Raw genomic sequence first — 22,737 nt, 5'->3', positions numbered from 1 at the left:
ACGTTCCGATCCGTCTGCACCGGTAACCGCCGCCCTTTCTGGGGGCCGGCCGTCCCTGCCAATCTCGCGGAAACTATTCACAGAGCAGGATCCGGACCCGTAGGCTTCGACTTGATCCTACCGACAGCCGGCCTTGGGGGATGAACCGGCGCTCGATGAGAGGAAGCCGGAATGCGGGCAGACGTTCTGGAGTGGTTCTCCGGCAGAAACTATCAAGGCAAAAGCTTTGACCGACACGAACTCGTGGAAGGCAAGGACGGCCAGCGGATCAGCGTGGTACTTCCGGCCAAGAACGAGTCGGCGACGGTCGGGTCGATCGTGACCGCTTTGCGCACCGAACTTGTCGAGGCGGTACCGCTTTTGGACGAGATCATCGTGATCGATTCCAACTCCACGGACGACACCTCCGCCGTGGCGGCGGCCGCCGGCGCGAAAGTTGCCCACCAGGACTTGATTCTGCCCGGCACCGGATGCAACCCGGGCAAGGGCGAAGCCTTGTGGAAATCCCTGGCCGTCTCCAGCGGCGACCTTCTGGTGTTTATGGACTCGGACCTGCGCCGGTTCGATGCGCAGTTCGCCGTCGGATTGATCGGCCCCCTGCTGACCGATCCCCGGATCCACTTCGTCAAGAGCTACTATGACCGGCCGCTCGACGACGGCGTCAGAATCATGCCCGCGGGCGGAGGCCGGGTCACGGAACTGGTGGCGCGCCCCCTGCTGAACCTGTTCTGGCCCGAACTGGCCGGGATCGTCCAACCGCTCGCCGGAGAATACGCCGGCCGGCGCAGCCTGCTCGAACGCATACCCTTCGTCTCCGGCTACGGGGTGGAAACCGGCATGCTGATTGACGTGCTGGAAGCCGTGGGCCTGGACGGGATGGCCCAGGTGGACCTCGGTGAGCGCTGCCACCGCAACTCCACCGACGCTGAGCTGGCCCGGATGGCCCTGCAGATCCAGCTCACCGTGCAGGCCCGGCTGCACCGCCGTGGCTTGGTCCCGGCTGCCCCTCCCGCCGTCGAACTGACTCAGTTCATGCGCGAGGGGGAGGACTACGTCGGGGAAACCTCCACTGTTGAAGTGTCCGAACGTCCGGCGATGCTGGACATTGGCCAGTACCGGATCGCGACCGGGCACGTGGCCTAAGCCGTGCGGGTCCTCATCAACGCCGGCCCTTGGTTGCCTGTTCCGCCGCGCGGGTACGGCGGCATCGAAACGGTCATCGCCACCCTGATTCCCGAGCTGCGCCGGGCCGGGGCGCATGTCACCCTCGCCACGGTGGGTCCGAGCACGATCGAGGCCGACGCCTATCTGTGCCCGCTCGATGAACCCCAGTTCGCCTCGATCGCCCTGCCCTATAACCAGGTCTCGGGTATCGCCCACGCGCATATGCAGGGCGTTGTGCAGGCCATGTACGACGGCGGCACCTGGGATCTGGTGCACGACCACCTTGAGGTGGTGGGGCCGGCGGTGTTTGCCGCCATGGGATCGGCTGCTCCGCCGGTGCTGCAGACCCTGCACTGGGATCTGGCCAAGCACAGGGCGTTCTATTCGTCCTTCAACGGCCGCGGCCGCATCCGGTTCGCCGCGGTCTCGCAGTCCCAGCTGGAGCGCGCACCAGAAGCGCTGCAGCGCCAGACGATCGGCGTCGTCCCGCTGGCCGCTCCGCCCGCCCTGGACGTGCACGCAGAGAGAGCCGGGCACGCCCTGGTGCTGGCCCGCATTACCCGCGACAAGGGGCAGGACACCGCACTCAGGATCTGCCGCCTGGCCGGCCTGCCGCTCGTACTCGCCGGCCCCGTCGCCGGAATCAACGACCCGGCAGAGCTGGACCGCCGGCTGGCCGCAGGGGACCCGCAGCTGGCCTCCCACCCGGATGCCAAGTACTTCCGGGAAGAGGTCCGGCCACTGCTCGACGGCGGCCGATACCGCTGGATCGGCGGGGTCGAAGGCGAAGCGAAGGAGCGCGTCCTGCGCTCGGCGCGGGTCCTGCTGGCCCCCAACCGGTGGGCCGAACCCGGAGCCACCGGGGTAGTGGAAGCCCTCTCCCGCGGCATCCCCGTGGTGGGGACACCGCTGGGAGTGTTGCCCTCGCTGGTGGACCACGGCCGCACCGGTTTCCTCGCCGCCGATGAGCAGGAAATGGCCCGGTTCCTGCAGGAACTGGACGATATCCGCCCGCAGGACTGCATCGACGCGGCAGCGGCATGGACACCCGAGGCGATGGCTGCCAGTTACCTGCGCCTGTACGACCAACTCATCCAGGAGGCCATATGAGCGTAAAAGTAGCCCTGATCGGGGCCGGCTCCGTCGGGCGGCGGCACGTCGGCGTCCTGCAGCAGCTCGGCGCCCGGATCACCAGCGTCACCGACGCGCATACGGCAGCGGCCGAGAAGCTGGGGCGTGAAGTGGACGCCCCGGCCTTCACCAATCCCGAGACGGCCCTCGACCAGACGGAAGCGGACGCCGTCTACGTGTGCGTTCCGCCGTTCGCGCACGGGCCCGGTGAACGAGCCGCGCTTTCCAGGGGACTGCCGCTGTTCGTGGAAAAGCCGGTCGGCCTGGGCCGGGAAACCGCGGAGGAAATTGGGGCGCTCGTGGAAACGGCGGGCGTCGTCACCGGCACCGGCTACCACTGGCGCTGCATGGACGCCGTCGGACATGCCCGCGGCCTGCTCGAGGAGGCCCCGGCCCTGCTGGCCAACGGCTACTGGCTGGACAAACGGCCGCCGGTCCCCTGGTGGGGGCGCATGGACCGCTCCGGCGGTCAGGTGGTCGAGCAGCTCACCCACGTCCTGGACACCGCCCGCTTCCTGCTCGGCGAAGCCGTCGAGGTCTACGCCGCCGGGGTGCGCGGGACGGAGACCGGGCATCCGCCGGTCGACGGATCAGGGCCGGAGCCGGACGACGTCGACGACGCCACCGCGGCCACCGTCCGCTTTGCCACCGGAGCCGTGGCCACGCTGGCGGCGACCTCGGTGCTGGCCGCCAAGCACCGCGCGGCTCTGCACATTGTGAGCCGAGGCCTGTACCTCGAGCTGTCCGAGGCCGGCTTGAGCAGCTTCGACGGCACGTCGCGCACGGATCTGGCCTGTGCCGAGGACCCTCGCATCGCGGTCGACCGGGAATTCATCGAAGCAGTCCGCGGTGAACGGGAAAGCACCCGCGCTCCCTATGCCGAGGCCCTGCGCAGCCACCGGCTCGGCTGTGCCATTGCCGAATCAGCGCGCACGGGGCAGCCGGTGAAACTGCCCGAAGAGCTGCCGGCCACTGCAGGGGCAGCGCCATGAGGAACCGGCGCAACCTCGTCATTCCTGCAGCAGGAGCCTTGGAAATTGTCGAGGAGCAGCTGCCCGAAGTCCCCGACGGCGGGCTCCTGCTCGAAACCCTCGTCACCGGCCTGTCAGCCGGCACGGAACTGGCCTTCGTCAAGGGCGACCACCCCGGGTTGCGGTCCCGCCTGGATCACGAGCTCGGCCTGTTCCTGCAGGATTCACCTGAGGCCGCCTATCCGATCCGCCGGCTGGGTTACATGGAGGTCGCCCGGGTCGCCCAATCCCGCACTCCGGCCTTCGCCGAAGGGGACATCCTCGCCACGGCCTATGGCCACGCCACAGCGCATGTAGCCGACCCGCTGCGCGAGCATCTGGTGCCGCTGCCCGGCGACCTTGACCCGCTGCTGGGCGTCTTCGTGGCACACTTCGGGCCCATCTGTGCCAACGGCCTGCTGCACGCGGCGGCAGATGAAACCGGCGGCCTGGTCCGCGCGCTGGGCGACGGGGTGGACGGCCGGCTGGTGCTCATCACCGGCGCCGGGCCCATCGGGCTGGTCACCGCCCTGTTCGCCCGGTCTCTCGGCGCGCGCGAAGTCGCCGTCGCGGACTCGGACGCCCGCCGCCGGCAGTTGGCCGAAGAGCTGGGCTTCCTGGCCCTCGACCTGAATGACGACCCCGGCAAAATCCTGAAAACGCGATGGCGCCATGGTCCCGGGGACCGGGGCGCCGACGTCGTCTTCCAGTGCCGGGGACGCCCCGAGGCGCTCCACGCCGCCCTCCGCGCGGCCCGCCCCCAGGGCAGCATCATCGACCTCGCCTTCTACACCAGCGGAGCCGACGCCGTGCGGCTGGGCGAGGAATTCCACCACAACGGACTCAACCTGCGCTGCGCGCAGATCGGCAGGGTGCCCCGCGGCCTCACGGCACAGTGGGACCGGGCGCGGCTTTCGGCCGAAACCATCAAGCTGCTCGGCACGCACGGCGACACGATCCGCAAGCACCTGATCACCGACGTCGTACCCTACGAAGACGCGCCGCTGCTGATGCACGACGTCTCCCGCCGCCAACGGCACGTCCTGACCGCCGTCTTCGCGGTCGCGCCCGCTTTCCTGTGAGCACGGCTGGCAGGCACCCGGGGAACTTAGGTTGATTGGCGGTCCTGCACGAGCCTGATCGGGCCTAGTTCAATCTGGCAGATGCAGCGCTTTCCGCCCGCGTTGCCGACGGCCTGGCCGAGGATCGTGGCTCACCACACGACGTCCTCGCCGAAGGTGTCCAGCCGGAAGCTCTGCTGTGGCCGTTCGTCGACGACCTCGAAGGCGAGGGTCTCGGTGTGTTCGTTGCCGTAGCGGTCGGTCCAGACCACCTCGGCCAGGTGCATGCCGTTCTCGAGGTCGGCCGACAGCGGGATGCGCCACAGGTGCGGGGACCCATCGGCGAGGTTGCCTTCCACCGGGCGCGGTGCGGAGGGTCCGTAGACCTGGCCGTTGTACAGGTGCAGGCCCTGGGCCTCCGGGTTCCCCGAGGTCGACTGGTAGGACATCCGGGCGCTGGTGAGCTGGCGGATCAGCGCGGACGGGTCGGACCACTCGACGCCGCGCCGGACCTCTTCGCCCGCCGCCGGCTGGGTGATCTCCGCGGTGACGGGTTCGGCACCGTCGATCGAGACGGTGACGGCGGAGTCGGTGGTGCCCGCCCAGACGTTGGCGGTCAGGTAGGTGCCCCCGTCAAGGTCGTCGCGGGTGATCATGTTCTGATCCCCGAGATCACCCAGGGTGAGCGGGGGCACCGCGTCCTTGTGCTTGTTCTCCCAGGTGACGGGGTGCTCGTCGCGCCAGTCGATCAGGGCCTGCGCCCAGTGGCGGTAGTGCGGGGAGTTGAGGCCGAGTCCCATCTGGTCGCCGTCCCGGCCGGTGGCATGGAAGGCGTGCCGGTAGTCGGTGCCGGAGAAGTCGAAGGTCCAGAAGCCCGGCAGCGCGCCGTCGCCCTGGAAGCTCATCGGCTGGCCGTCGACGTCGTAGTCCCCGGCGTACCAGTCTCCCGACACGGCGCCGGCGACAATGTGGTCGAACGGCACCGCCTTCACCCCAACGGCCTCCTCCCACGCCCCGAGGGAATCTCCCTCGGCCATCGACTCGACCCAGTGCGAATGACCGGACAGGGACAACGCCTCGCGTCCCTCTAGGAGTTCGTAGAGTGTGCGGACGTCGTCGGTCTGGTGCTGGGCGCTGTCGGCGCCGGAGTGGGACACCAGCGGGATGTGCGTGGCGACCACCACGCGCTTGCCCTTGGGCACGGTGGCCAGATCCTTCTTGATCCAGGCCAGGGTGTCTTCCCCGAGGCGGCCGTTGTACGCCGGGGCGCCGGCCGGGTCCTCGCAGGCCGGCCGCTTGCCGTCGGCGTTGTCATCCTCGGGCGTGCACGGGTATTTCACGTTGTTCAACGCCAGCACGTGTACCTCGCCGACATCGTAGGAGTAGTTCTCCGGTCCCCAGTGCTGCCGGTAGGTATCGAACGACCACCGGGCGTCCGTGGCGTCGAAGTCCAAGTCGTGGTTTCCGGGGATCGCGCGCACGGGCATGCCCATCAGGCCCAGGGCCGACTTCGCCCGGTCGTACATGCCCAGGTCATCGCCGGCGATATCGCCCAGCAACAGGGCGCCGCAGTCGGCGGCATCGTAGGCCGCGGCTTCGCGCAGGGCGCCGTTGCGCGCGTGGGAGATCTCCTGGTTGGAGTAGGCCTGCGGATCGGCCAGCACCAGGCACCGGATGTCCTCGCTCGCCGAGGAGGGATTCTTGGTCAGCGGGAAGTTCACCGCGGCGGGCAGTTCCCCGGTGGGCTCCAGGCCACCGAAGCGCAACTCCTGCTCGGTGGTGCCCTTGGGGGCGTGGGTGTAGGAGAACTGCGCGATGTTGTTCTCATCGACCGGGGTGTCCCATCCGGCGGGCTTGGTGACGAAGAAAGTGTCCTTGTCCTGCGCCGGCAGCTCGTAGCGGCCCTTGGCATCGGTCTGGACCACCTCGCGGCCGTTGGACACCGTCACCCCCGGGATGCCCTTCTCGCCCTTATCCCGGACCGAGTTCTTATTGGTGTCATCGAAGACCACACCATTCAGGACATCCTCCCCGGTCTCGCCCTCGGTGACGACGTCGGGTCCGCCGACGTACGTCGTGGGGTCCACTCCATCATCGACGGGCTTGTCCCCGTGACCCTTGGCGGGGGCATGGGCCGGCGGGCTGCCCTCCGCGCTGGAGTGCTTCGGCGGATCCGCCGACGCGATCTGCACGCCGAAGAACGCCAGCGGTGCCAGCAGGGCCAGGGCGGTGCCGCCCGTCAGGGCACGACGACGCCGGGAGACAGGGGAAGACATACAGAATCCTTTCGCCAGGGTGATTGCTGTTGGAAGCAATCCCTCAAGCTAGGACTTCGGTATGACGGGCCGTTCCCTGTTCCGCCACGACCGGGTGAACGGGCGGCAAACCCTGGCCTGCGCAGGTGCCCATGTCGGCACCGGGGCGGATGCTTAGACCTCGCAGCACCGCTTTCGCCCGTTTGTTCCTGTACCGCAGTCCTGTCTCCGGCTGTGTTCCGTACCTGATCATTCCGCCGCTGCACAGCGGAGGCCCACGCCCAGGTCACCCGCCGGATCCGCCGTACGTCGTCTTCGGGCATGGGGAAGACAAGCTCACCGCCGCCTGGACGAGTTGCCCGCTGACTAACAACCATCCCTGTGCAGTGTCTTACCACCGAATCCCGTCACACTTGTGGCTGCGGTCCCGTTCCGCCGCGCAAGAGTAGGCTCGTTCGTTCACGCGGAGAATGCCGCCCGGGGGACACCCCAACGAACATATGCGCTGTTATCGGCGATTTTTCATGTATTGGGACGGAACGTTCCTCAGAGTGGTGTCGGAAATCAGAAGGCGCTTCGAGGAGATACCACGATGAACGTGGCTAGCTGCGCCGCCATCAGTATCCCCATAGCCCCTGCTTGGGTGAGAAAAGATGAAAAAACAAAGGTATGGAGTCACCCGATTAGGTGACTCCATACCTTTAATACGAAGTGGGGAGCGGCTCGAACGTGTTCGGGCGGGTCCCTCACTTTAGATTGTGGGCCTTCCGGCGATTTAAGTATCGCAGTCCGGTAAGCGAAGATCAAACTCGTGACGAATACGGGATACTCGGGGCAACCGGCCAACGTTGCTATGGTGCTTGCTCGCTTGGATGACTTTTTCGATGTCAATTCCCCTTGGCAGCGCAGGCTATGGGACTGCGGGCTGGTGCTCGGTCTGCGCGAGCTCGCGGCGGCAGTCGAATGGGTGGACCATCGGAGCCTGTCGCCAGGGACTCTCAAGTGGTTGTCGAAGGACCTAGAGCGATTGCAAGGCCCGGATCGGGGTGCCGGAGATAAAGTGCTTCGGCAGCAACTGCAGGGGGCGCTTCGTTCCTCCCTCAAGCATGGAAACGCCCACCACCGGATGCTGAACGAGGTGATTGCTCGCCTCGACGAGGGGTACCTGCAGCGATGGGCAAAAGCAGCAGCCGACCCGACTAGGCCGCCGTCACCCGAGCGTTTCGCGCGAGCCATCGCAGCGCACCTCCTTGACGCCGGGTTCAGCCAGCGCTATCTGCATGCGTGGCGCCGGAAGCTGTCCATATCGGAGCTGCCGGAGATAGCGGCAGCGGCAGAGGACTTGCTCAACAACGTTCATCCTCAGCCCTTCGAGGTGATGGTCCCATTTGAGGCTGTCTCGAACGATCAGGGGAACAGGGACTCGGACGATGCCTGGAAGTCAACGAAATTCGTCAATGCGTGGTTGGAGGACAACAACACATCCGTTGCTGGACGAATAGGGGGCGGTTTCCTCTACAAGGTCACAGCTCGTGACTGGAATGCCGCCGCGGAAGAAGTGAGAGAAATCGTTGATCGTCTTCAGGCTCGGGCAACGTACAGTCGCAAGTCGACGAATCTCAAAGATTTCGGAGTGCTTGTAGTCCGCGGACGTTCTGAGCCGCTGCCCTTGCAAAGACCAGGACGAGGAGGTTTCGTACTGTCGCTCGTGCGCGAGCAGCGCCTGTACGCGGTGCAGGAGAGGACCTTATTAGATAACGCCTTGGAACTGGCTGCACCCATGAACCACGGGTCGATTGCCACGGCTATCTCCGGGGGGTGGTCGGCGATCGAAGCTCTATTACTTCGTGGCGATGATGAGAGCGAGGAAGGGCGTGGGGTCCTCGCAGCAGACCGTATGGCGGCACTAACAGCTTGTTCATGGCCGCGCGCCGAACTAACGACATTGTCGTACGCACACCACCCCAAGAAGCCCGACCGCCTTTCGCACCAGTTGGCTAACTTGAACGAAGGATCGGCTAACCGAGATCGTGCACACTTGGTCGCCCAGTGGATAGGGGCGGGCAATCCGTTGAGCCTCAAGAAGGCCAGTGACCACGCCTCGGAAGAACGCATGAGAAGCCTGTTAGCCGCGCCATCTGTGAATTTGTCCGAAGTTAGACGTCATATGGTGTCCGCGATGCGCAGGCTGTATAGGCATCGCAATCTGGTAATGCACGGTGGCGCAACCCATCTCGAGACGCTTTCTATGACCCTTCGAACGGTGACCCCCTTGGTAGGGGCTGGGCTGGACCGGATAGCACATGCAGCGATCGTGCAGGAGGCGACGCCAGTTGAACTCGCCACGAGAGCCGAGTTGCGTCTGAATTTGCTCCGGTCGATGGAGGAGCCGCCGGCCTTGGTCGACCTCCTCGAGTGAAAGGGCTACAGCCCTGCCTGTTTGCACTCATGACGTGCGGCGCCAGCCAACGAGACGGCAGAGGATGGCGCCGAGCGATGGCAGTGGCTCCCTACATATACTTGGCGGGGCAATGGGTCTGTCACGCTTGCGCAGGACGCCTCTCGCCCCTGGCGAGCGTCATCGGTTTGACGATGCTCTGGTGCTGATGAGATGTGGAACGCAGGAGGTTCGTCTTGGCCGTAGCACTTGTACCGCGTTCAGACGCGGAGGTTCGCCCGTACCTCGACTCGCTGGGCTTGCCGGGGATTATTGATCTGCATGTGCATTTCATGCCTTTCCAGGTGCTGGAGAAGGTGTGGGCGTTCTTTGACCGCGTTGCGGACAGCGGGGCTCCCCCCTGGCCGATCAGTTATCGGGACTCTGAAGAGGAACGAGTGCGAACGCTGCGGGATATGGGAGTGAAGGCATTCACCACCCTGAACTATGCGCACCGCCCCGGCATGGCGCAGTGGCTCAATGACTACTCGACAGCATTCGCCTCGTCCCATGTTGACGCCATCCACTCTGCCACTTTCTACCCAGAGCCAGGCGTGGGAACCGTCGTCGCGCAGAGCTTGAAACAGGGCGCTCGAATCTTCAAGGTGCACATCCAGGTGGGAGGATTCTCCCCCTTAGACCCTCAGCTTGCACCAGCCTGGGAACTTATCGAGGACTCCCGTACACCGGTCGTCATCCACTGCGGCAACGGTCCGCATCCCGGGGAATACACCGGACCTGAGCCCATACGCGAACTCATCAAGAGGTACCCCTCGTTGGTGCTCATCATCGCGCACGCAGGTCTGCCGGAGTACCAGGAGTACGCCGAGCTTGCAGCAAACAATCCTCAGGTCTACCTCGACACCACCATGGTGGGCACCTCCTACATGGAACAGGTCGCCCCGATCCCGCCCGGATACCAGGACACCCTTGCCGGACTGTCCCACAAAGTCGTCTTCGGCACGGATTTTCCTTCGATTCCCTACTCCTACAGCCACCAGATTCAGGTACTCGAAGGCTGGGGACTCGGAAGCCAATGGATGAAAAATGTCCTCTGGCACACCCCGCAGAGGCTCCTAAGGCTGGACCGGCTGCCCTAGCCGCGCCTGTCTTTGCTCCAACCCTGGGGCACGCGCCGTGTCCGAGCCCTTGCGCCCGCAAAAGCGACCGTTGGAGGATCCTCAAACTGGACAGTAATTAGCCCTGATGGACGTGAACTCCATGGCCCACGTGCTATTCACGTGCTTGCATAAGCTCTCGCTCATCCATGTCGCGATGGGGGACCGGCTAATGCGGAGGGCTCAGGATGGCCAGGCGTTTCTTGCTTTACAGATGCAGCTACAAGAACATTCGAGGAAGACAAGATTCACGGACCTGCGTAGGAGAACGCCGTAGAGCGCCACACTTCGCCGGAGAGCAGGCCGGGCACAGTGCCGGGAGGCTGCGGTTATACACCGGGGGTAGGGGGCCATGGCTTGGAGCGCCTGGTGCAGTCCGCAGGGTTTGCGGGGCCGGCGTGTCAGGGCGGGGCTGTGCTGCCGACTGTTACGGAAATCCATGGTGAAGTCAGATCCTTAGAACGCAAGCAACTTTATCAAGCTGGTTGTAAAGTTGAGACGTGACCGACGAGATGATGACACGCTCCTTCTTCCAGACGCTGCACCCGCTGCTGAGACGTTTGAACGCGGACCGAACGCTTTCCCCGGGAAAGCTGAGTGTGCTCCGGCATCTGTCGGAGCACGGGCGTGCAACCACCTCGGAGTTGGCTTCCGTAGTGCGGGTCAGCCCCCAGGGAATTTCGCTCGCTGCGCGTGAGCTTGAACGGCTGCAGCTCGTCGTACGTGTGCCCGATTCAGCGGATCGCCGCCGGATCTGGATTGAGCTGACCGACGCGGGACGGCAGAAGCTGGCCCAGGAGTTCTCGGCCGGCTATGGCTGGCTTGAGCAGGCAATTGCGGAACGGTTGACGCAGGAGGAGCGCAAGACACTCGAGGCGGTCATACCGGTCCTTCGGAAGCTGGGATCGGCGTCCGGTGAGTGAACCGGCAACACGGATGAGACTGGTGCCAGCGCTTATTTATGCGGCGCTTTCTACGGCCGTCGTGAGTTCGCTGGGCATGCTGTTGGTGCCGTCCATTGCCGTTGAGATGGATGTTTCGGTCAGTACTGCGCAGTGGATGCTGACGATCAACCTTTTGGTTGGTGCTGTCGCGACTCCTGTTATGGGGCGGCTCAGCGACGGCCCGCACAAGAAGCGGCTCCTCCTCTGGTCCCTGACGATCATCTTCGTGGGGTCGGTACTTGCCGCGGTGGCGCCGAACTTCACCGTGTTTCTGGCGGGGCGCGCGCTTCAAGGCCTCACGTACGGGATCGTTCCGGTGACGATCGCCCTCGCCCGCCGCTACGTCCCCGCCAAAAAGGTGCAGGTCTCCATCTCGAGCCTGTCCGTGACGGTGGCCACCGGCCTCGGTGTCGGCTATCCGCTCACTGGCCTCATTGCGGGACTTTTCGACTTTCGGTTCGCGTTCTGGTTTGCCGCCCTGTTCGTGGTTACGGCGTTCATCGTCGTGCTCCGGGCCACTCCTGCCGGGCCGGACGAGCAGGCAGCACAGGTGCCGTTCGATTATCAAGGGGCGGGACTGCTGGGTCTCGGTTTGGGCGGGCTGCTCCTTGCGGTCAGTGAAGGGCCGAACTGGGGGTGGGGCTCAGTATGGACTATCGGTGCCTTCATCTTCGCTGCGTTGATTTTAACGGCTTGGGTCTGGGCCGGGCTGCGGAAGCGGCACCCCTTGGTCAATCTTCGTGTTCTCCGGAACGGTGAAGTGCTGCTGGCCAACTGCGCAGCAATGGGGCTGGGTGCCGCCTTGTACATAGGCCTTTCGATTTCCAGCCTCGTCGCTCAAGCCCCGGCTTCTACCGGATACGGCATCGCGCTGCCCGTGTTCTGGGCCGGGTTCGTAATGTTCCCGCTCTCGGTGGGAAGCTTCACCGCTAACCGTCTCGTGCGCCGCCTCTCGCGCCGTATCCGCCTCACAACACTGCTGCCAATCGGCGCAGGCACCATGATGGCATCCGGAATGCTGCTCTGGTTTGCCCACACCGAGCTCTGGGAAATCCTGGTCGGAATGCTGATATTCGGGGTGGGAATGGGAGCCAGCTACGCTGCGATGCCGGCGCTCATAGCCCGCAGCGTCGCCACCGCAGAGTTGGGCAGTTCCGTGAGCTTCAATCAGGTTCTGCGCACAGTGGGCAGCTCCTTCGGTACAGCGATCGCCGGGGCGGTTCTCGCGGCCAACATGGCGCCGTCTCAGCATCCAACCGGCGCCGGAATCAGTACGACGTTCGCCATTGGAGCAATCCTTTGCGCGGCGGTGTTCGCCGCCCTACTTGTCCATACCCTGAAAACCCATTCCCGCCGGGCATCTGACGGGCGACCTAACGCAATGGTCTGCTAAAGGCGACAGCAGGCCCTGTTGTAATGTGTCGCTCTTAACGCCGGCGGCGGTCACTGTCGTCCCACTCCCAGATCCCTGATTCCAACCACCGATAACCGTGAATATGTCGACCGGGGCCGTTGCAGAGGGAGACAGACATCGGGGGAGTGGAGTGTTGGAGGATGCTCATACGGGACAGTAATGAGCCCTGATGGAACATAATTTCCATCGCCTGTGACTCGCAACGGTAAATGGCGTGTTTTTCGCAGCGCTTAGTGGCCGATGAGGAGGGCTCTCCTTGCGGTGTCAACGATTTCGGGGGTGAGCCGGGCGAGGGCGTTGACGGCTTGGACGCGTTCGATCTGGGTGGTCAGCCGGTCGACGAGGCGGAAGTTTCCGCCGGTGATGCGGACGATGGTCGCGATGGCTGTTGCGTGCCCGAGGCCGCCATCGGCGTCGTCGTTCCCTGACGGGAAACGTCTGGCCAGGACCGCGGTGAGTTCCTCGGGGGCGAGCTGGCGGTATTCGTGGGCGAAACCGATGCGGCTGTAGAGCTGCGGGTAGCGGGCCAGACGTTTTTCGATGCCGGGCATTCCGATGAGGATGACGCCCATGGTGTGCCGATCGAAATAGTCGCGGACCTGCTCGAGGCCGGCGGTCTTGAGGCGGTCGGCCTCGTCGATGATGAGCAGTTCGGTGCGTCCGCTGGAGCGACTCACGGTGGATGAAGGGATCCACGACGCCGTGTTCGGCGTAGTCGAGAGCGTAGGAAATCTGTTGGCAGGCCCGCGGGAGCCCTTGGTCAATTTCCCGGACGCTTGCCGAGACCGTCGGGGTGAAGAATGCGGTGCGGTATTCGAGCACGCGTTCGGGTACGGGATCGAGGTGCTCGGGGAAGGGCGGCTGCCACAGTTCCTAAGCGTCGGCCCCGGCGTAGTGGCGGGCCGAAAGGGTTTTGCCGACCCCCGGCGGTCCCCAGCACAGACCGATGTAGCGGTGGGCGCGGACGGCGTCGGCGAATTCGGTGAAGCGGCGGTGTTCCCGCGTGAGCTGGAACGGCGGCCTCGGGCGCTGCGGCGGCGGGCCGAGGTTCAGCTCTCCGGTATCCGATGTAAGAAAGCGCCGGCCGTCATCTCCCGGGCCGAGCACGCTGTGGGTCGGATCAGTCGGTTTCATAGAGGCGCAATCGTTGTCGTGGCGGGACTTCTTCGAGGCTTTCCGGTTCCTCCTCCGTATCTGTATCCGCAGCTGATCGCGGGATATAGCGGGTATCGGCGGGCAGGGCGTCGGCGAGGCTTCGCCGTTGCTGCAGCTGGTGTTTGAGAATCCGTCGTTGTTGTGACCGCGCGGCCTGCAGTTCCTTGAGCGAGACGGAGTCCGCGGCCAGCTCGGGTGCGATCGCGCGACAGAGAAACGCATCGTTGAAGTAGACGCGGATTTCCCCGACGTCCCGGGGGTTGTAGCGCACGGTGACGTGTTCGCCGACGTAGGCGGCCAGGACCGGTGAGACGTAGCGGGTAGCGGCAAACTTGATGCCGTCGCGTAGCACCTTCCGGGTTGCGGCCGCGGTGAGCAGCAGCAGGTCGAGGTCCTCGGGGTGCACCGGGGCGCGCGGGATGAATCCGGATTCCGCCCAGCGCTGCACCGGGACCTGGTGCGTCTGCGAATGGGGACGTCCGTTGTATTCGGTGACGATGAATTGCTCCAGGATTCCGTCGAGTTGTTCCAGGGTGAGTGCCGGCTCGGTGACCGGGGCACCGTTGGTTCCGTGCGGGATGTGGCCGGGCAGGTGCGGCAGGAGCTCGGTGGTGATGGTCCCATAGAAGCGCTCGATCTTCCCGCGCCCCTGCGGTACCCGGACCCGGGAATGGATCAGTCGGATGTGGGTGTCCAGGCAGACCTGGTTGAGGCGCTCGGAGGTGAAGTCAGACCCGTGGTCGCTGTAGAGCACCTCGGGCAGGCCATAGACGGGCCAGCCGGGATGGGTCTTGGTGTTGACGGCCTGGTGCAGGGCCAGCGCGGTTTGCTCGGCCGACGGGGCCCCGGCGAAGAGGGTGTATCCGGCGACGGCGCGGAATAGTCATCCAGCACGACCGTGAGCCATGGCCGCACCGGAGCCCCGTTCTTGCCCAGGACCATGATGTCCAACAGTGTGTGGTCGGCCTGCCACTGCTCATTCGGTCGGGCTGCGGTGCGACGGAACACCAATTCGAACCGGTCCCGGTAAGCGGCATCCCCCTCATGCGCTAGCGTGCGCAGCCCCGGGTCGATGGCACCGATGATCGCCCGGACACTTGAATAGCTCGGCGGACTGAGTCCGCGGTCGGCCGCGATGTCGCCCACACGGCGGTGGACGAAGGCGGCGGTGGGTTCGGGACGGCGCAGTGCCAGCGCCTCGATGGCCTCGACCAGTTCGGCCGGGATCCGCCGGCCACCGCGATCGGGACGGCGGGTACGCTGCAAACCCCTGGATGTCGGATCGGCACGGTACTTCGCGGACCAGCGTGCCAGTGTCCGCAGCGGCACCCCCGATTCGGCGGCGATGCGCGCCCACGGGGCGCCGTTCTCGTGTTGGCCCAGCAAGGCGAGTTTCTCCGCAACGCTCCGCTGGGCCATCGCCGATCACATGCTCTTGATCGAGCCGGCGTCTTGGCCGAGGTGGCGGTAGAGCGTCGCCCTGCTCCACCCGACTAGTTGTGCCGCGTCCTCGGCGGTGCGTCCCTTCGCGCGGGCGTCCTTGGCGATCGCGAGCTTGTCGGCGATCACCGCAGGGTCCGAGAGCGGCCGGCCGAACCGGGTGCCGGATTGCCGGGCCGCGGCGATCCCGGCATTGACGCGTTCAACGATCAGCTCGCGCTCGTACTCGGCCAGGGAAGCCAGCAGGTTCAGCATCATCCGCCCGGTCGAGGTGCCCGGGTCGATCCCGTCTGAAATGGAGCGGACGTTCACGCCGCGTTCGCGCAACAGGTTCACGGTGTTCAGCACATCGATGAGGGATCGTCCGAGCCGGTCGACCCGCCAGACCACCACGGTGTCCCCTGCCTCGGCGTACTCAAGCAGCTTCTTCATTCCGGGTCGCTCGATTGCGGACTTGCTTCCCGAGGTGACATCGGCGAACACGTCCCGCTTTTGCACCCCGTCCTTGAGCAGCGCATCAAGCTGCAACTGAGCATCCTGGCTCGAAGTGCTTACCCGCGTGTATCCCAAATGTCTCACTCCGCCATTTTGGCTCAAAAAACCCTGGATTCCAACCTCGTAAGACGTTTTACGGTAAGACGACTTTCTGGAACAAATTGCCTCCCGGAACTTCAAGACCGACAGATCGTCAAGATTGGCGCAGTTCTCCTGTCTCGAAAAGCTTTAGGTTTTCGAGACTACTGAGGGACCGTTGAAAGAGCCCGGTCTTCGAGGTCTACTGCGTTGAGCGCGGCTCCGAAGATCGGGGTCTCCGGTGCAGCACGTCACTCTGGTCGAGGGTCTCGATATAGACGGGGTCAAGCCGACGGCGTTGACGAAGTCCATGACCCCGCCGACGGCGGCCGTGTCGTTGCCGGCGACGCCCAGTGCAATGCGGTCGGGCGCGCCGGGACGGCGGGCCAGGTCTTCCATTTGGTGGTATCCGAGGTGGTTGAAGGTCTTCACGACAACGGTGTCCGGGGAAAGTGCCTCTTGGATGATGTCACTGGTGGGACGGTCGGTGCCCTCGTAGTTGGGGAGTGTGCCATCGATGAGTTGCCAGTAGTTCATGGCGTCGATGACGGTGTGGCCGTCGAACAAGTGCAGGGGAAGGTCGAGGAAGCGGCGCAGCGGAGTGGCCAGTATCAGGATGTCCGCATCCTTGGCGAGGGCCTCCTACGGCCTCCGTGGGCGGGCTCTTGATCGTGCTCCAGGTGTCAGTCTTCATGGGGACGTCGTGCGTTGAAGCATCCCCCTTACGGCCGGTGCCAGCATTACTCATGGTGTTTCTCCGGAAGACTTCCGAAACTGACTATGTGCATGGCCGAGAGATGGATGCGCCGGCCCTGGATCGGCGGAAGCGTCTCACGACGTGTTGCGTGGACAAGGGGCCCAGGTCACGCCCCGGCCCAAGGTCCCATGCCAAGCTCTGGCATCCCAAGGGGGTGCTATTGCGTGCGGGTCCGGCGCGGCGGTGATTGCAGTGGCGGGGCGACGGCGTAACCTTCTCGGAGCAGGGATTCCATTGGCTCAAAGTTGGCGCCTGGGCCCGCGGCTACGTCCTCGACCCAGGCGAGGGCCAGTTGAGCCAGGAAGAGATCCCTAGCGTTGATATCTGCCTTTGCCATCCCAATGTCCTGGGCGTGTTGGAGGAACTGCGCGGTGATGTCCTGCAGCTCCGTGCAAGTGAGGGACAGTGCCGACGTCTGATCCTTCACGGCGGAGAGCATGGGGTCGGGCAGTCCCTGGAATGTCTTGAAATAGTCGCCCAAAGCCCGTAGCCAGTCCTGAAGTGACGAGGACGCATCGCCGTCCCGCTCCAGCGATTCCCGAAGGGTTCTGAGTTCGTCCAAGCGTTCTCGCAGGGTGGAGGCGATCAGTTCGTCGCGGGTAGGGAAGTGTCGATAGAGCGTGCCGGGGCCAACTCCCGCACCCTTGGCGATTTCGTCCAGCGGTGCCGCGACGCCCCGCTTGGAAAACTGGGTCAGCGCCTCCTCGATGATCCTGCTCTCGTTTCGCAGTGCATCTGCGCGCTTTGGCTTCGATCCAGTAAGCAATGTGGTCCTCTGTTTCTACGGTTTTGACAATCGGAGTGTCTCTCCGTCTATAGTAGCAATAGTGGAAGTGGAGAAGGTATCCGCTTGTTCAGACCGAGGAACTGGGGACGAATAATCCGCAGCATTCCGGCCGACTTTCCCGCAAAGAGGCGGCTTGGACCCGCATTCCCCGGGTGGAGAATCGGCACTAGCAGTGGGGAAGAAAGGGCGACACAACTTGTGGTTCGGCCCGTGAAACAGGAGAGATAATCGCATGGCCGAGACGGCAGTACACGATGTTTCGATCCTGCTCTAAATCCCCCGTGTCCCCTGAACATCCCGGTGCTCGAATCCTCGAGGCTCCCCCCAAGTGAAAGGTAAGTGCCCCGCCGTGGCCAGAAATAAGAAGTTGAAGATGGGCGCCATCCTTGAAGGCGTTGGATATAATTTCACGGGCTGGCGCCACCCCGATTTGCCGGCGGATGCCAGCGAGAACATTGACCACTACGTCCAACAGGCAAAGATTGCGGAGTCGGGTAAATTCGACACGCTCTTCCTGATCGACGTCAGTCACGTCGGCCCCGGGAACATCCCCCACTATCTGAGCATGTTCGAGGGCGTGAGCATCATGTCTGCCCTGAGCATGGTGACCACCCACATCGGGTTATCGGCGTCGATCGCCAGCTCCTACGCCGATCCATTCACCGCTGCACGGCAGATACTGTCTCTTGACAAGATCAGCAAGGGACGGGCGGCGCTCAATGCCATCACGTCCAATCCGGGAGGGATGGTCAATTACAGCAGGGGCCATCTGACCAAGGCCGATCAATACCCCATGCAGAGCGAATTCATGGAGATCGTCCGGGGGCTCTGGGACTCCTACGAAGATGACGCCTTCATCCGGGACAAGGAACACGGCATCTTCTTGAACCCGGCGAAGATGCACCCCGTGCGCTACCGGGGCAAATACTTCTCCGTGGACGGTCCGCTGAATCTCAGCCGGTCGGTCCAAGGCCGGCCAGTGCTGTTCACGGCAGGCTCGTCTGACAACTTCCTTCAGAACGCCGCCGAATACACCGATGGAGGCTTCATCCTGGGGGAATCACTCGAAGCCTCACAGGCCACTGCAACTGAACTCAGGAACCGGGTCACCGCAGCAGGGCGTTCGGCCGACGACTTTGTCATTGCCCTGCCGCAGGTGCCGCTGGTCGGGAGAACCGAGCAGGAAGCCGAAGCAAAGTTCCAGCAAATGCAGGATCTCAACGGCCCCTACCGCATTCCCCGACCGCTGTTCTTCGGCTCCGCCGAGAAGGTCGCCGACCAGATCCAGAAATGGCATGAGGCAGGCGCCATGGACATGTTGCTAGTCCGGCAGGAACACCCCACCGGTTTGAAGGACTTCGTAGAGCTGGTGGTCCCGATCCTTCAGGACCGCGGGGTCTTCCGGACAGACTACGAATCCACCACGCTGCGCGGCAACCTCGAACTGCCCACCCCGCAACATCAGAAGCGCTGACCAGGACTCGACCGCCAGCTCCAGACGGTGAGGACCGCGCCGTGGCCTGCGGCCGATTCCCACTAATCATCGGAGCCAGCCCCGCTGCTGCTGTCCCCCAGAGAAAGTGAAACCCCATGAGCATAGAGCACGTCCGCGACTCCCCCCTCGGAGCCGAGACCGAGTCGCGATCCACTCCGGAGAACTTCAAGGCGGTCTTCCGCACTCACCCCGGCGGGGTCGCGGTGGTCACACTCACCAGCCCCGAGGGTCCCGTCGGCTTCACCGCGACCTCGGTCGCCTCGGTCTCTGCGGACCCCGCCGTGCTGGTGTTCTCGCTCAGTGGGGGGTCCTCCTCACGACCGGCGATCGAGCAGGCCCACGCCGTGGTCATCAACTTCCTAGCCGAGCACCAGCACGAGATCGCCCAGACGTTCGCCCGCAGCGGGATCGACCGCTTCGCCCACGTGCCATGGGACACCCTGCCCACAGGGGAGCCAGTCCTCCAAGACACCACCGCATGGATCCGCGGCGAAATCGACCAACGCATCCCCGTCAGCGACAGCATCCTCATCACCGTGCGCGCCACCCATTCCCAACGCCGAGAAAACCCACAACCGCTGGTATACGTCGACCGCGCCTACCACCGGCTCGGCACCCACACCCAGACCAGCTAATACATCCGCCACAGGAACACCGTGCACCACCGAATTTGCAAACGAAAGGAAACTCCGACAATGTCTGTGCCCTTGAGCATTCTTGACCTGGTCTCCATCTCCGAGGGTTCCACTGCCCGGGACTCGATCGCCGCCTCGATGGATTCAGCCCGCAACGCTGACCGGCTCGGCTTTCACCGGCTCTGGTTCGCCGAGCATCACAACACCCCCAACGTCGCTTCCAGTGCCACCGCATTATTGATCTCTCAGGCCGCATCGGTCACGCAGCGGATTCGTCTGGGCTCCGGAGGCGTGATGCTGCCCAACCACGCTCCACTCATGGTGGCCGAACAGTACGGAACCCTGGCCAACCTGCATGGAGACCGGATCGATCTGGGTCTGGGGCGTGCTCCGGGAACGGACATGATGACCGCCCAGGCGCTGAGCCGGTCTTCGGCTGAGCCCCAGGCCTTCGCCCGGAGCGTCCAGGATCTGCAGGGCTGGTTCAGCAAGACCGGAACCGCGCACAGCGTGCCGATCCTCTCCCCCGCATCCGCCGGGACCGAGGTGCCGATCTGGATGCTCGGCTCGAGCGTCAATGGGGCCTCCATCGCCGGCCAGCTGGGCCTGCCGTTCTCCCTGGCCTCGCATTTTGCACCCCACCAGGTCGACGAGGCCCTGAAGGTGTACCGCGAGTCCTTCAACGCCGAGGCGCCCACCGCCCAGATCGACAAGCCCTACGTGATGGCGGGCATCAACGTCATGGTGGCCGACACCGACGAGGCGGCGGCGCGAGAGTTCACCGTTGTTGAGCAGATGTTCCTCGACCTGCAGCGCGGACAGCGTCGCCTGATCCAACCGCCGGTGGACCCGGAACAGCTTGCCGGGGACGCAGGGGGCCAGCCGATGCTCCAAATTAAGGCCGTGGGTGCCCCGCAGACGGTGAAGGCGCAACTGGAGGAGTTCGTCGAACGCACCGACGCCGATGAACTCGTCACCGTCACCTACGCATTTGACCCGGCCGTGCGCGACCGCTCGTTGCAGCTGCTGGCAGAGACCTGGTTCTAAACCGAATGTGGCGCGCAGCCCAAGCCCTCGCCTGAACATCCAAGGCATCAAGACGTGAAGACGGCGTTCTTCGGAACAGAAGAGAACCCCAAAACCTCTGAAAAGGACACCTATGACCAACAAGAAGATGATCCTCGCCCTGGCCCTCACCTCCGGGTACGGCTCCCTGCCCGACGCATGGCGTGCGCCCGGGGTTGACCCCGGGCTCTACGCCGATGTGGAAGCCCGGATCCGGTACGCGCAGACAGCCGAAAGCGGCGGTTTCTCCTTCCTGTTCACGCCCGACTTTCCCGGCGTGCGCAATGACATCGAACACACGGGGCCAGAGGCGGTCATGGAGCCGATGCTCGAGCTGGCAGCGATCGCCCGGGCCACGAGCCGGATCGGTCTGGTCGCCACTGGGTCCACCACCTTTCAGGAGCCATTCACCACGGCCCGTCAATTCAAGGTGCTCGACGTGATGAGTCACGGCCGCGCCGGCTGGAATGCCGTCACCACCAGTGACCCCGCGGCCGCCGCGAACTACGGCAAACCCGTCGCCGAACGGACCGAGCGTTACCAGCGGGCCCACGAGTCCGTCCAGATTGCCCAGGCACTGTGGGGCAGCTGGAAAACGGACGCCTGGCTGAAGGACACGGAGGCCGGACGTTTCATCGACCCCGCGAAATTGCAACCGATCAACATGCAGGGGACGTACGTCGCCTCTCGCGGTCCCTTGGTTGTCCCTCCCTCCGAGCAGGGTCAACCGGTGATCTTCAGCGCTGGCGGGCCCAGCCCGCAGATGCTCCAGCTCGCCGGACGGTACGCGAGCGGATTCATCGCCGAGGTGTGGACGATCGAGGAGGGCCGTGCGCAGCGCGAAATGGTCCGTGAAGCGGCTCGTGAGGCGGATCGCGACCCCGACGAGATCAAGTACTTCGTAGGACTCATGCCCACGGTGGCTCCGAGCGTGCGGGAGGGGCTCGACCGGCGCATCGCCCTCTCCGGCGGCGTGTTGGAATCCCGACTCCCTCATCTAGGTGCCATGCTCGGCCTGCAACTAGACCCTGCCAGATTTGATCAGCCGCTCACAGCCGAAGAATTGGCGGCCGCCAGCGCTTCACCAAGAGACCCGCGATCTAGTATCGCGCTGAAGGTCGCACGTGAAGGATGGTCACTGCGCGACATCTTGGCCCACGGCGTCATCGACTTCCACCCCACGACCGTCGGGCCTGCCGAGGTTCACGCCGACCACCTGCAGGAATGGATCGAGGCAGGCGCCGCCGACGGGTTCTGGCTGCTTCCCGATGTATACGAGGACGGCGTGGCCGCGTTCGTGGAACAAGTTGTCCCCATACTCCGTGAGCGAGGCATCTACCCCGAGGACTACGTCGGGTCGACGCTGCGCGCCAACCTCGGCGTGCCCGACCAGTACGGGCTCGACCCCCGCTTGGGCCAACTGTGAGGATGGCGTTGTCGGCGATGTGCTGATGGGGCGTGTTCGACGGCATCGAGCGTGAGGCCCTAACTGGCTTCGTGCCCTTCGGCGGACCCGTCCGGGACGGGTCAGTAGCGACGACAACTTCACCCACTCCTATGCCGGCCCGTTCACCACCGCCCGGCTGATCCTCTCCCTGGACAAGGCCCGCGGGGTCTACCTCAACCCCCAGAAGATGCACCCGGTGAACTACCGAGGCAAGCACTTCTCCGTGGAGGACGACCAGCAGCTCCCCGCGTCCGGCGTCTGTGCCCGGTAGCGGTGTGAGAACCCGAGGCGGGCGTACAGCCGTGGTTAGTGACGAAAACGCAGGTCGATGCTGGGCATGTCGATCAGTATGAGTGTTAGCTGGGGGAGAGCGGGAGATGCCGAAATCGCCGTGATCTAGGCCCATGCCTATCGGCCATTAAGCGCTGTGAAAAACACGCCATTTACCGTTGCGATTCACATCCATCGCCCACTGTCTATTCATGTACTTGCATAAGCTCCCGCTCATCCATCACGCGGTGGGGACCGGCTTACGCGTCAGCAGGGGAGGGGTGGCGGGAGCTGCGCCTCCGGTGAAAACTCTGCTATGGCCGACGCCGGACCCGGACCTTACCGGGGATGGGTCCGGATCCGGCGTGCTTGCCGGTAATAACCGGCGGAACGGATGCCTGGAGAGCACCGGCAGCCGGCAATACCGGTGCTGCCCCTGACGGAGGCATCCGTCTCCGGCGGCGCCGTTCCCAGCGCCGCCAGGTCTCAGGGAGATGTGGGGTGTGGCAGGGCGGGTATTCCTTAGAGAGTTCGCGGGTGCTAAGGGAGTGCCTTCAGGGTCTCCCGCCGGGCCGGTCC

General features: G+C 64.5%; 19 protein-coding genes and 1 pseudogene. 12 read left to right on the top strand and 8 right to left on the bottom strand.

Features of this window, described 5'->3' with window-relative positions; translation table 11 throughout:
• The first annotated feature begins 171 nt into the window (after window positions 1-171).
• From AC5RV3_RS15725 to AC5RV3_RS15710, 4 genes are read left to right on the top strand one after another with little or no spacing between them, the layout of a single operon-like run.
• Complete coding sequence (locus AC5RV3_RS15725; RefSeq protein ID WP_494122918.1) at window positions 172-1,143, top strand: glucosyl-3-phosphoglycerate synthase; 972 nt, start codon at window positions 172-174, stop codon at window positions 1,141-1,143.
• A gap of 3 nt (window positions 1,144-1,146) precedes the next feature.
• Entirely contained in the window at window positions 1,147-2,274 is a 1,128-nt protein-coding gene (locus tag AC5RV3_RS15720; protein WP_494122917.1) for a glycosyltransferase, read from the top strand.
• Entirely contained in the window at window positions 2,271-3,287 is a 1,017-nt protein-coding gene (locus AC5RV3_RS15715) for a Gfo/Idh/MocA family protein (RefSeq protein WP_494122916.1), read from the top strand. Before AC5RV3_RS15720 ends, AC5RV3_RS15715 begins: the two co-directional genes overlap by 4 nt.
• Window positions 3,284-4,387 carry a zinc-binding dehydrogenase gene (locus AC5RV3_RS15710; RefSeq protein WP_494122915.1) on the top strand — a complete coding sequence of 368 codons (1,104 nt, stop codon included), beginning with the start codon at window positions 3,284-3,286 and terminating at the stop codon, window positions 4,385-4,387. The genes AC5RV3_RS15715 and AC5RV3_RS15710 overlap by 4 nt, the downstream gene beginning before the upstream one ends.
• Before the next feature lie 131 nt (window positions 4,388-4,518).
• On the opposite strand, the gene AC5RV3_RS15705 is transcribed toward AC5RV3_RS15710, so the two are convergent.
• On the bottom strand, window positions 4,519-6,642 hold the full coding sequence (locus AC5RV3_RS15705) for a calcineurin-like phosphoesterase C-terminal domain-containing protein (protein WP_494122914.1): 2,124 nt from the start codon (window positions 6,640-6,642) through the stop codon (window positions 4,519-4,521).
• A 790-nt stretch (window positions 6,643-7,432) separates the two neighbouring features.
• On the opposite strand from AC5RV3_RS15705, the gene AC5RV3_RS15700 reads away from it, so the two are divergent.
• The 4 genes from AC5RV3_RS15700 to AC5RV3_RS15685 all read left to right on the top strand — a co-directional run bounded on the left by AC5RV3_RS15700 (window position 7,433) and on the right by AC5RV3_RS15685 (window position 12,513).
• Window positions 7,433-9,040 carry a hypothetical protein gene (locus tag AC5RV3_RS15700; protein ID WP_494122913.1) on the top strand — a complete coding sequence of 536 codons (1,608 nt, stop codon included), beginning with the start codon at window positions 7,433-7,435 and terminating at the stop codon, window positions 9,038-9,040.
• 215 nt (window positions 9,041-9,255) lie between these two features.
• Window positions 9,256-10,158 (top strand): amidohydrolase family protein, encoded by a 903-nt coding sequence (locus AC5RV3_RS15695; protein ID WP_494122912.1) that lies wholly within the window; start codon window positions 9,256-9,258, stop codon window positions 10,156-10,158.
• 518 nt (window positions 10,159-10,676) lie between these two features.
• The gene (locus AC5RV3_RS15690; protein WP_494122911.1) at window positions 10,677-11,099 is read left to right on the top strand and encodes a MarR family winged helix-turn-helix transcriptional regulator; all 423 of its coding nucleotides are present in this window, start codon (window positions 10,677-10,679) and stop codon (window positions 11,097-11,099) included.
• Between the two features lie 13 nt (window positions 11,100-11,112).
• Window positions 11,113-12,513 carry an MFS transporter gene (locus AC5RV3_RS15685; protein ID WP_494123022.1) on the top strand — a complete coding sequence of 467 codons (1,401 nt, stop codon included), beginning with the start codon at window positions 11,113-11,115 and terminating at the stop codon, window positions 12,511-12,513.
• A 251-nt stretch (window positions 12,514-12,764) separates the two neighbouring features.
• Here the strand turns inward: AC5RV3_RS15685 and AC5RV3_RS15680 are convergent, their stop codons facing one another.
• The 7 genes and pseudogenes from AC5RV3_RS15680 to AC5RV3_RS15650 form a co-directional block, all read right to left on the bottom strand.
• On the bottom strand, window positions 12,765-13,211 hold the full coding sequence (locus tag AC5RV3_RS15680; protein WP_494122910.1) for an AAA family ATPase: 447 nt from the start codon (window positions 13,209-13,211) through the stop codon (window positions 12,765-12,767).
• Between the two features lie 196 nt (window positions 13,212-13,407).
• Window positions 13,408-13,668: a hypothetical protein gene (locus AC5RV3_RS15675; protein WP_494122909.1), complete on the bottom strand. Its 261-nt coding sequence runs from the start codon at window positions 13,666-13,668 to the stop codon at window positions 13,408-13,410.
• Window positions 13,655-14,509, bottom strand: coding sequence for a Mu transposase C-terminal domain-containing protein (locus AC5RV3_RS15670; RefSeq protein WP_494123021.1), 855 nt, complete (start codon window positions 14,507-14,509; stop codon window positions 13,655-13,657). The genes AC5RV3_RS15675 and AC5RV3_RS15670 overlap by 14 nt, the downstream gene beginning before the upstream one ends.
• A gap of 524 nt (window positions 14,510-15,033) precedes the next feature.
• Window positions 15,034-15,108, bottom strand: a pseudogene (locus AC5RV3_RS15665) (hypothetical protein); the annotation flags it as partial.
• 6 nt (window positions 15,109-15,114) lie between these two features.
• Window positions 15,115-15,708, bottom strand: coding sequence for a recombinase family protein (locus tag AC5RV3_RS15660; RefSeq protein WP_494122908.1), 594 nt, complete (start codon window positions 15,706-15,708; stop codon window positions 15,115-15,117).
• Window positions 15,709-15,852: 144 nt separating this feature from the next.
• Entirely contained in the window at window positions 15,853-16,269 is a 417-nt protein-coding gene (locus AC5RV3_RS15655; RefSeq protein ID WP_494122907.1) for an NAD(P)-binding domain-containing protein, read from the bottom strand.
• 347 nt (window positions 16,270-16,616) lie between these two features.
• The gene (locus AC5RV3_RS15650) at window positions 16,617-17,225 is read right to left on the bottom strand and encodes a TetR/AcrR family transcriptional regulator (RefSeq protein WP_494122906.1); all 609 of its coding nucleotides are present in this window, start codon (window positions 17,223-17,225) and stop codon (window positions 16,617-16,619) included.
• Window positions 17,226-17,619: 394 nt separating this feature from the next.
• On the opposite strand from AC5RV3_RS15650, the gene AC5RV3_RS15645 reads away from it, so the two are divergent.
• The 4 genes from AC5RV3_RS15645 to AC5RV3_RS15630 all read left to right on the top strand — a co-directional run bounded on the left by AC5RV3_RS15645 (window position 17,620) and on the right by AC5RV3_RS15630 (window position 21,867).
• Window positions 17,620-18,720, top strand: coding sequence for an NtaA/DmoA family FMN-dependent monooxygenase (locus AC5RV3_RS15645; RefSeq protein WP_494122905.1), 1,101 nt, complete (start codon window positions 17,620-17,622; stop codon window positions 18,718-18,720).
• Window positions 18,721-18,836: 116 nt separating this feature from the next.
• Window positions 18,837-19,376, top strand: a complete 540-nt coding sequence (locus AC5RV3_RS15640) for a flavin reductase family protein (RefSeq protein ID WP_494122904.1) — start codon at window positions 18,837-18,839, stop codon at window positions 19,374-19,376.
• Between the two features lie 60 nt (window positions 19,377-19,436).
• A complete protein-coding gene (locus AC5RV3_RS15635; RefSeq protein WP_494122903.1) occupies window positions 19,437-20,423 on the top strand; it encodes an LLM class flavin-dependent oxidoreductase in 987 nt (328 codons plus the stop codon).
• Window positions 20,424-20,535: 112 nt separating this feature from the next.
• A complete protein-coding gene (locus AC5RV3_RS15630; RefSeq protein ID WP_494122902.1) occupies window positions 20,536-21,867 on the top strand; it encodes an NtaA/DmoA family FMN-dependent monooxygenase in 1,332 nt (443 codons plus the stop codon).
• Window positions 21,868-22,737 lie beyond the last annotated feature (870 nt).

The organism is Arthrobacter sp. Y3221114, assembly GCF_059092625.1.
Note: the sequence above shows the minus strand (reverse complement) of the source record. Positions and strands in the feature narration are given on the sequence as shown.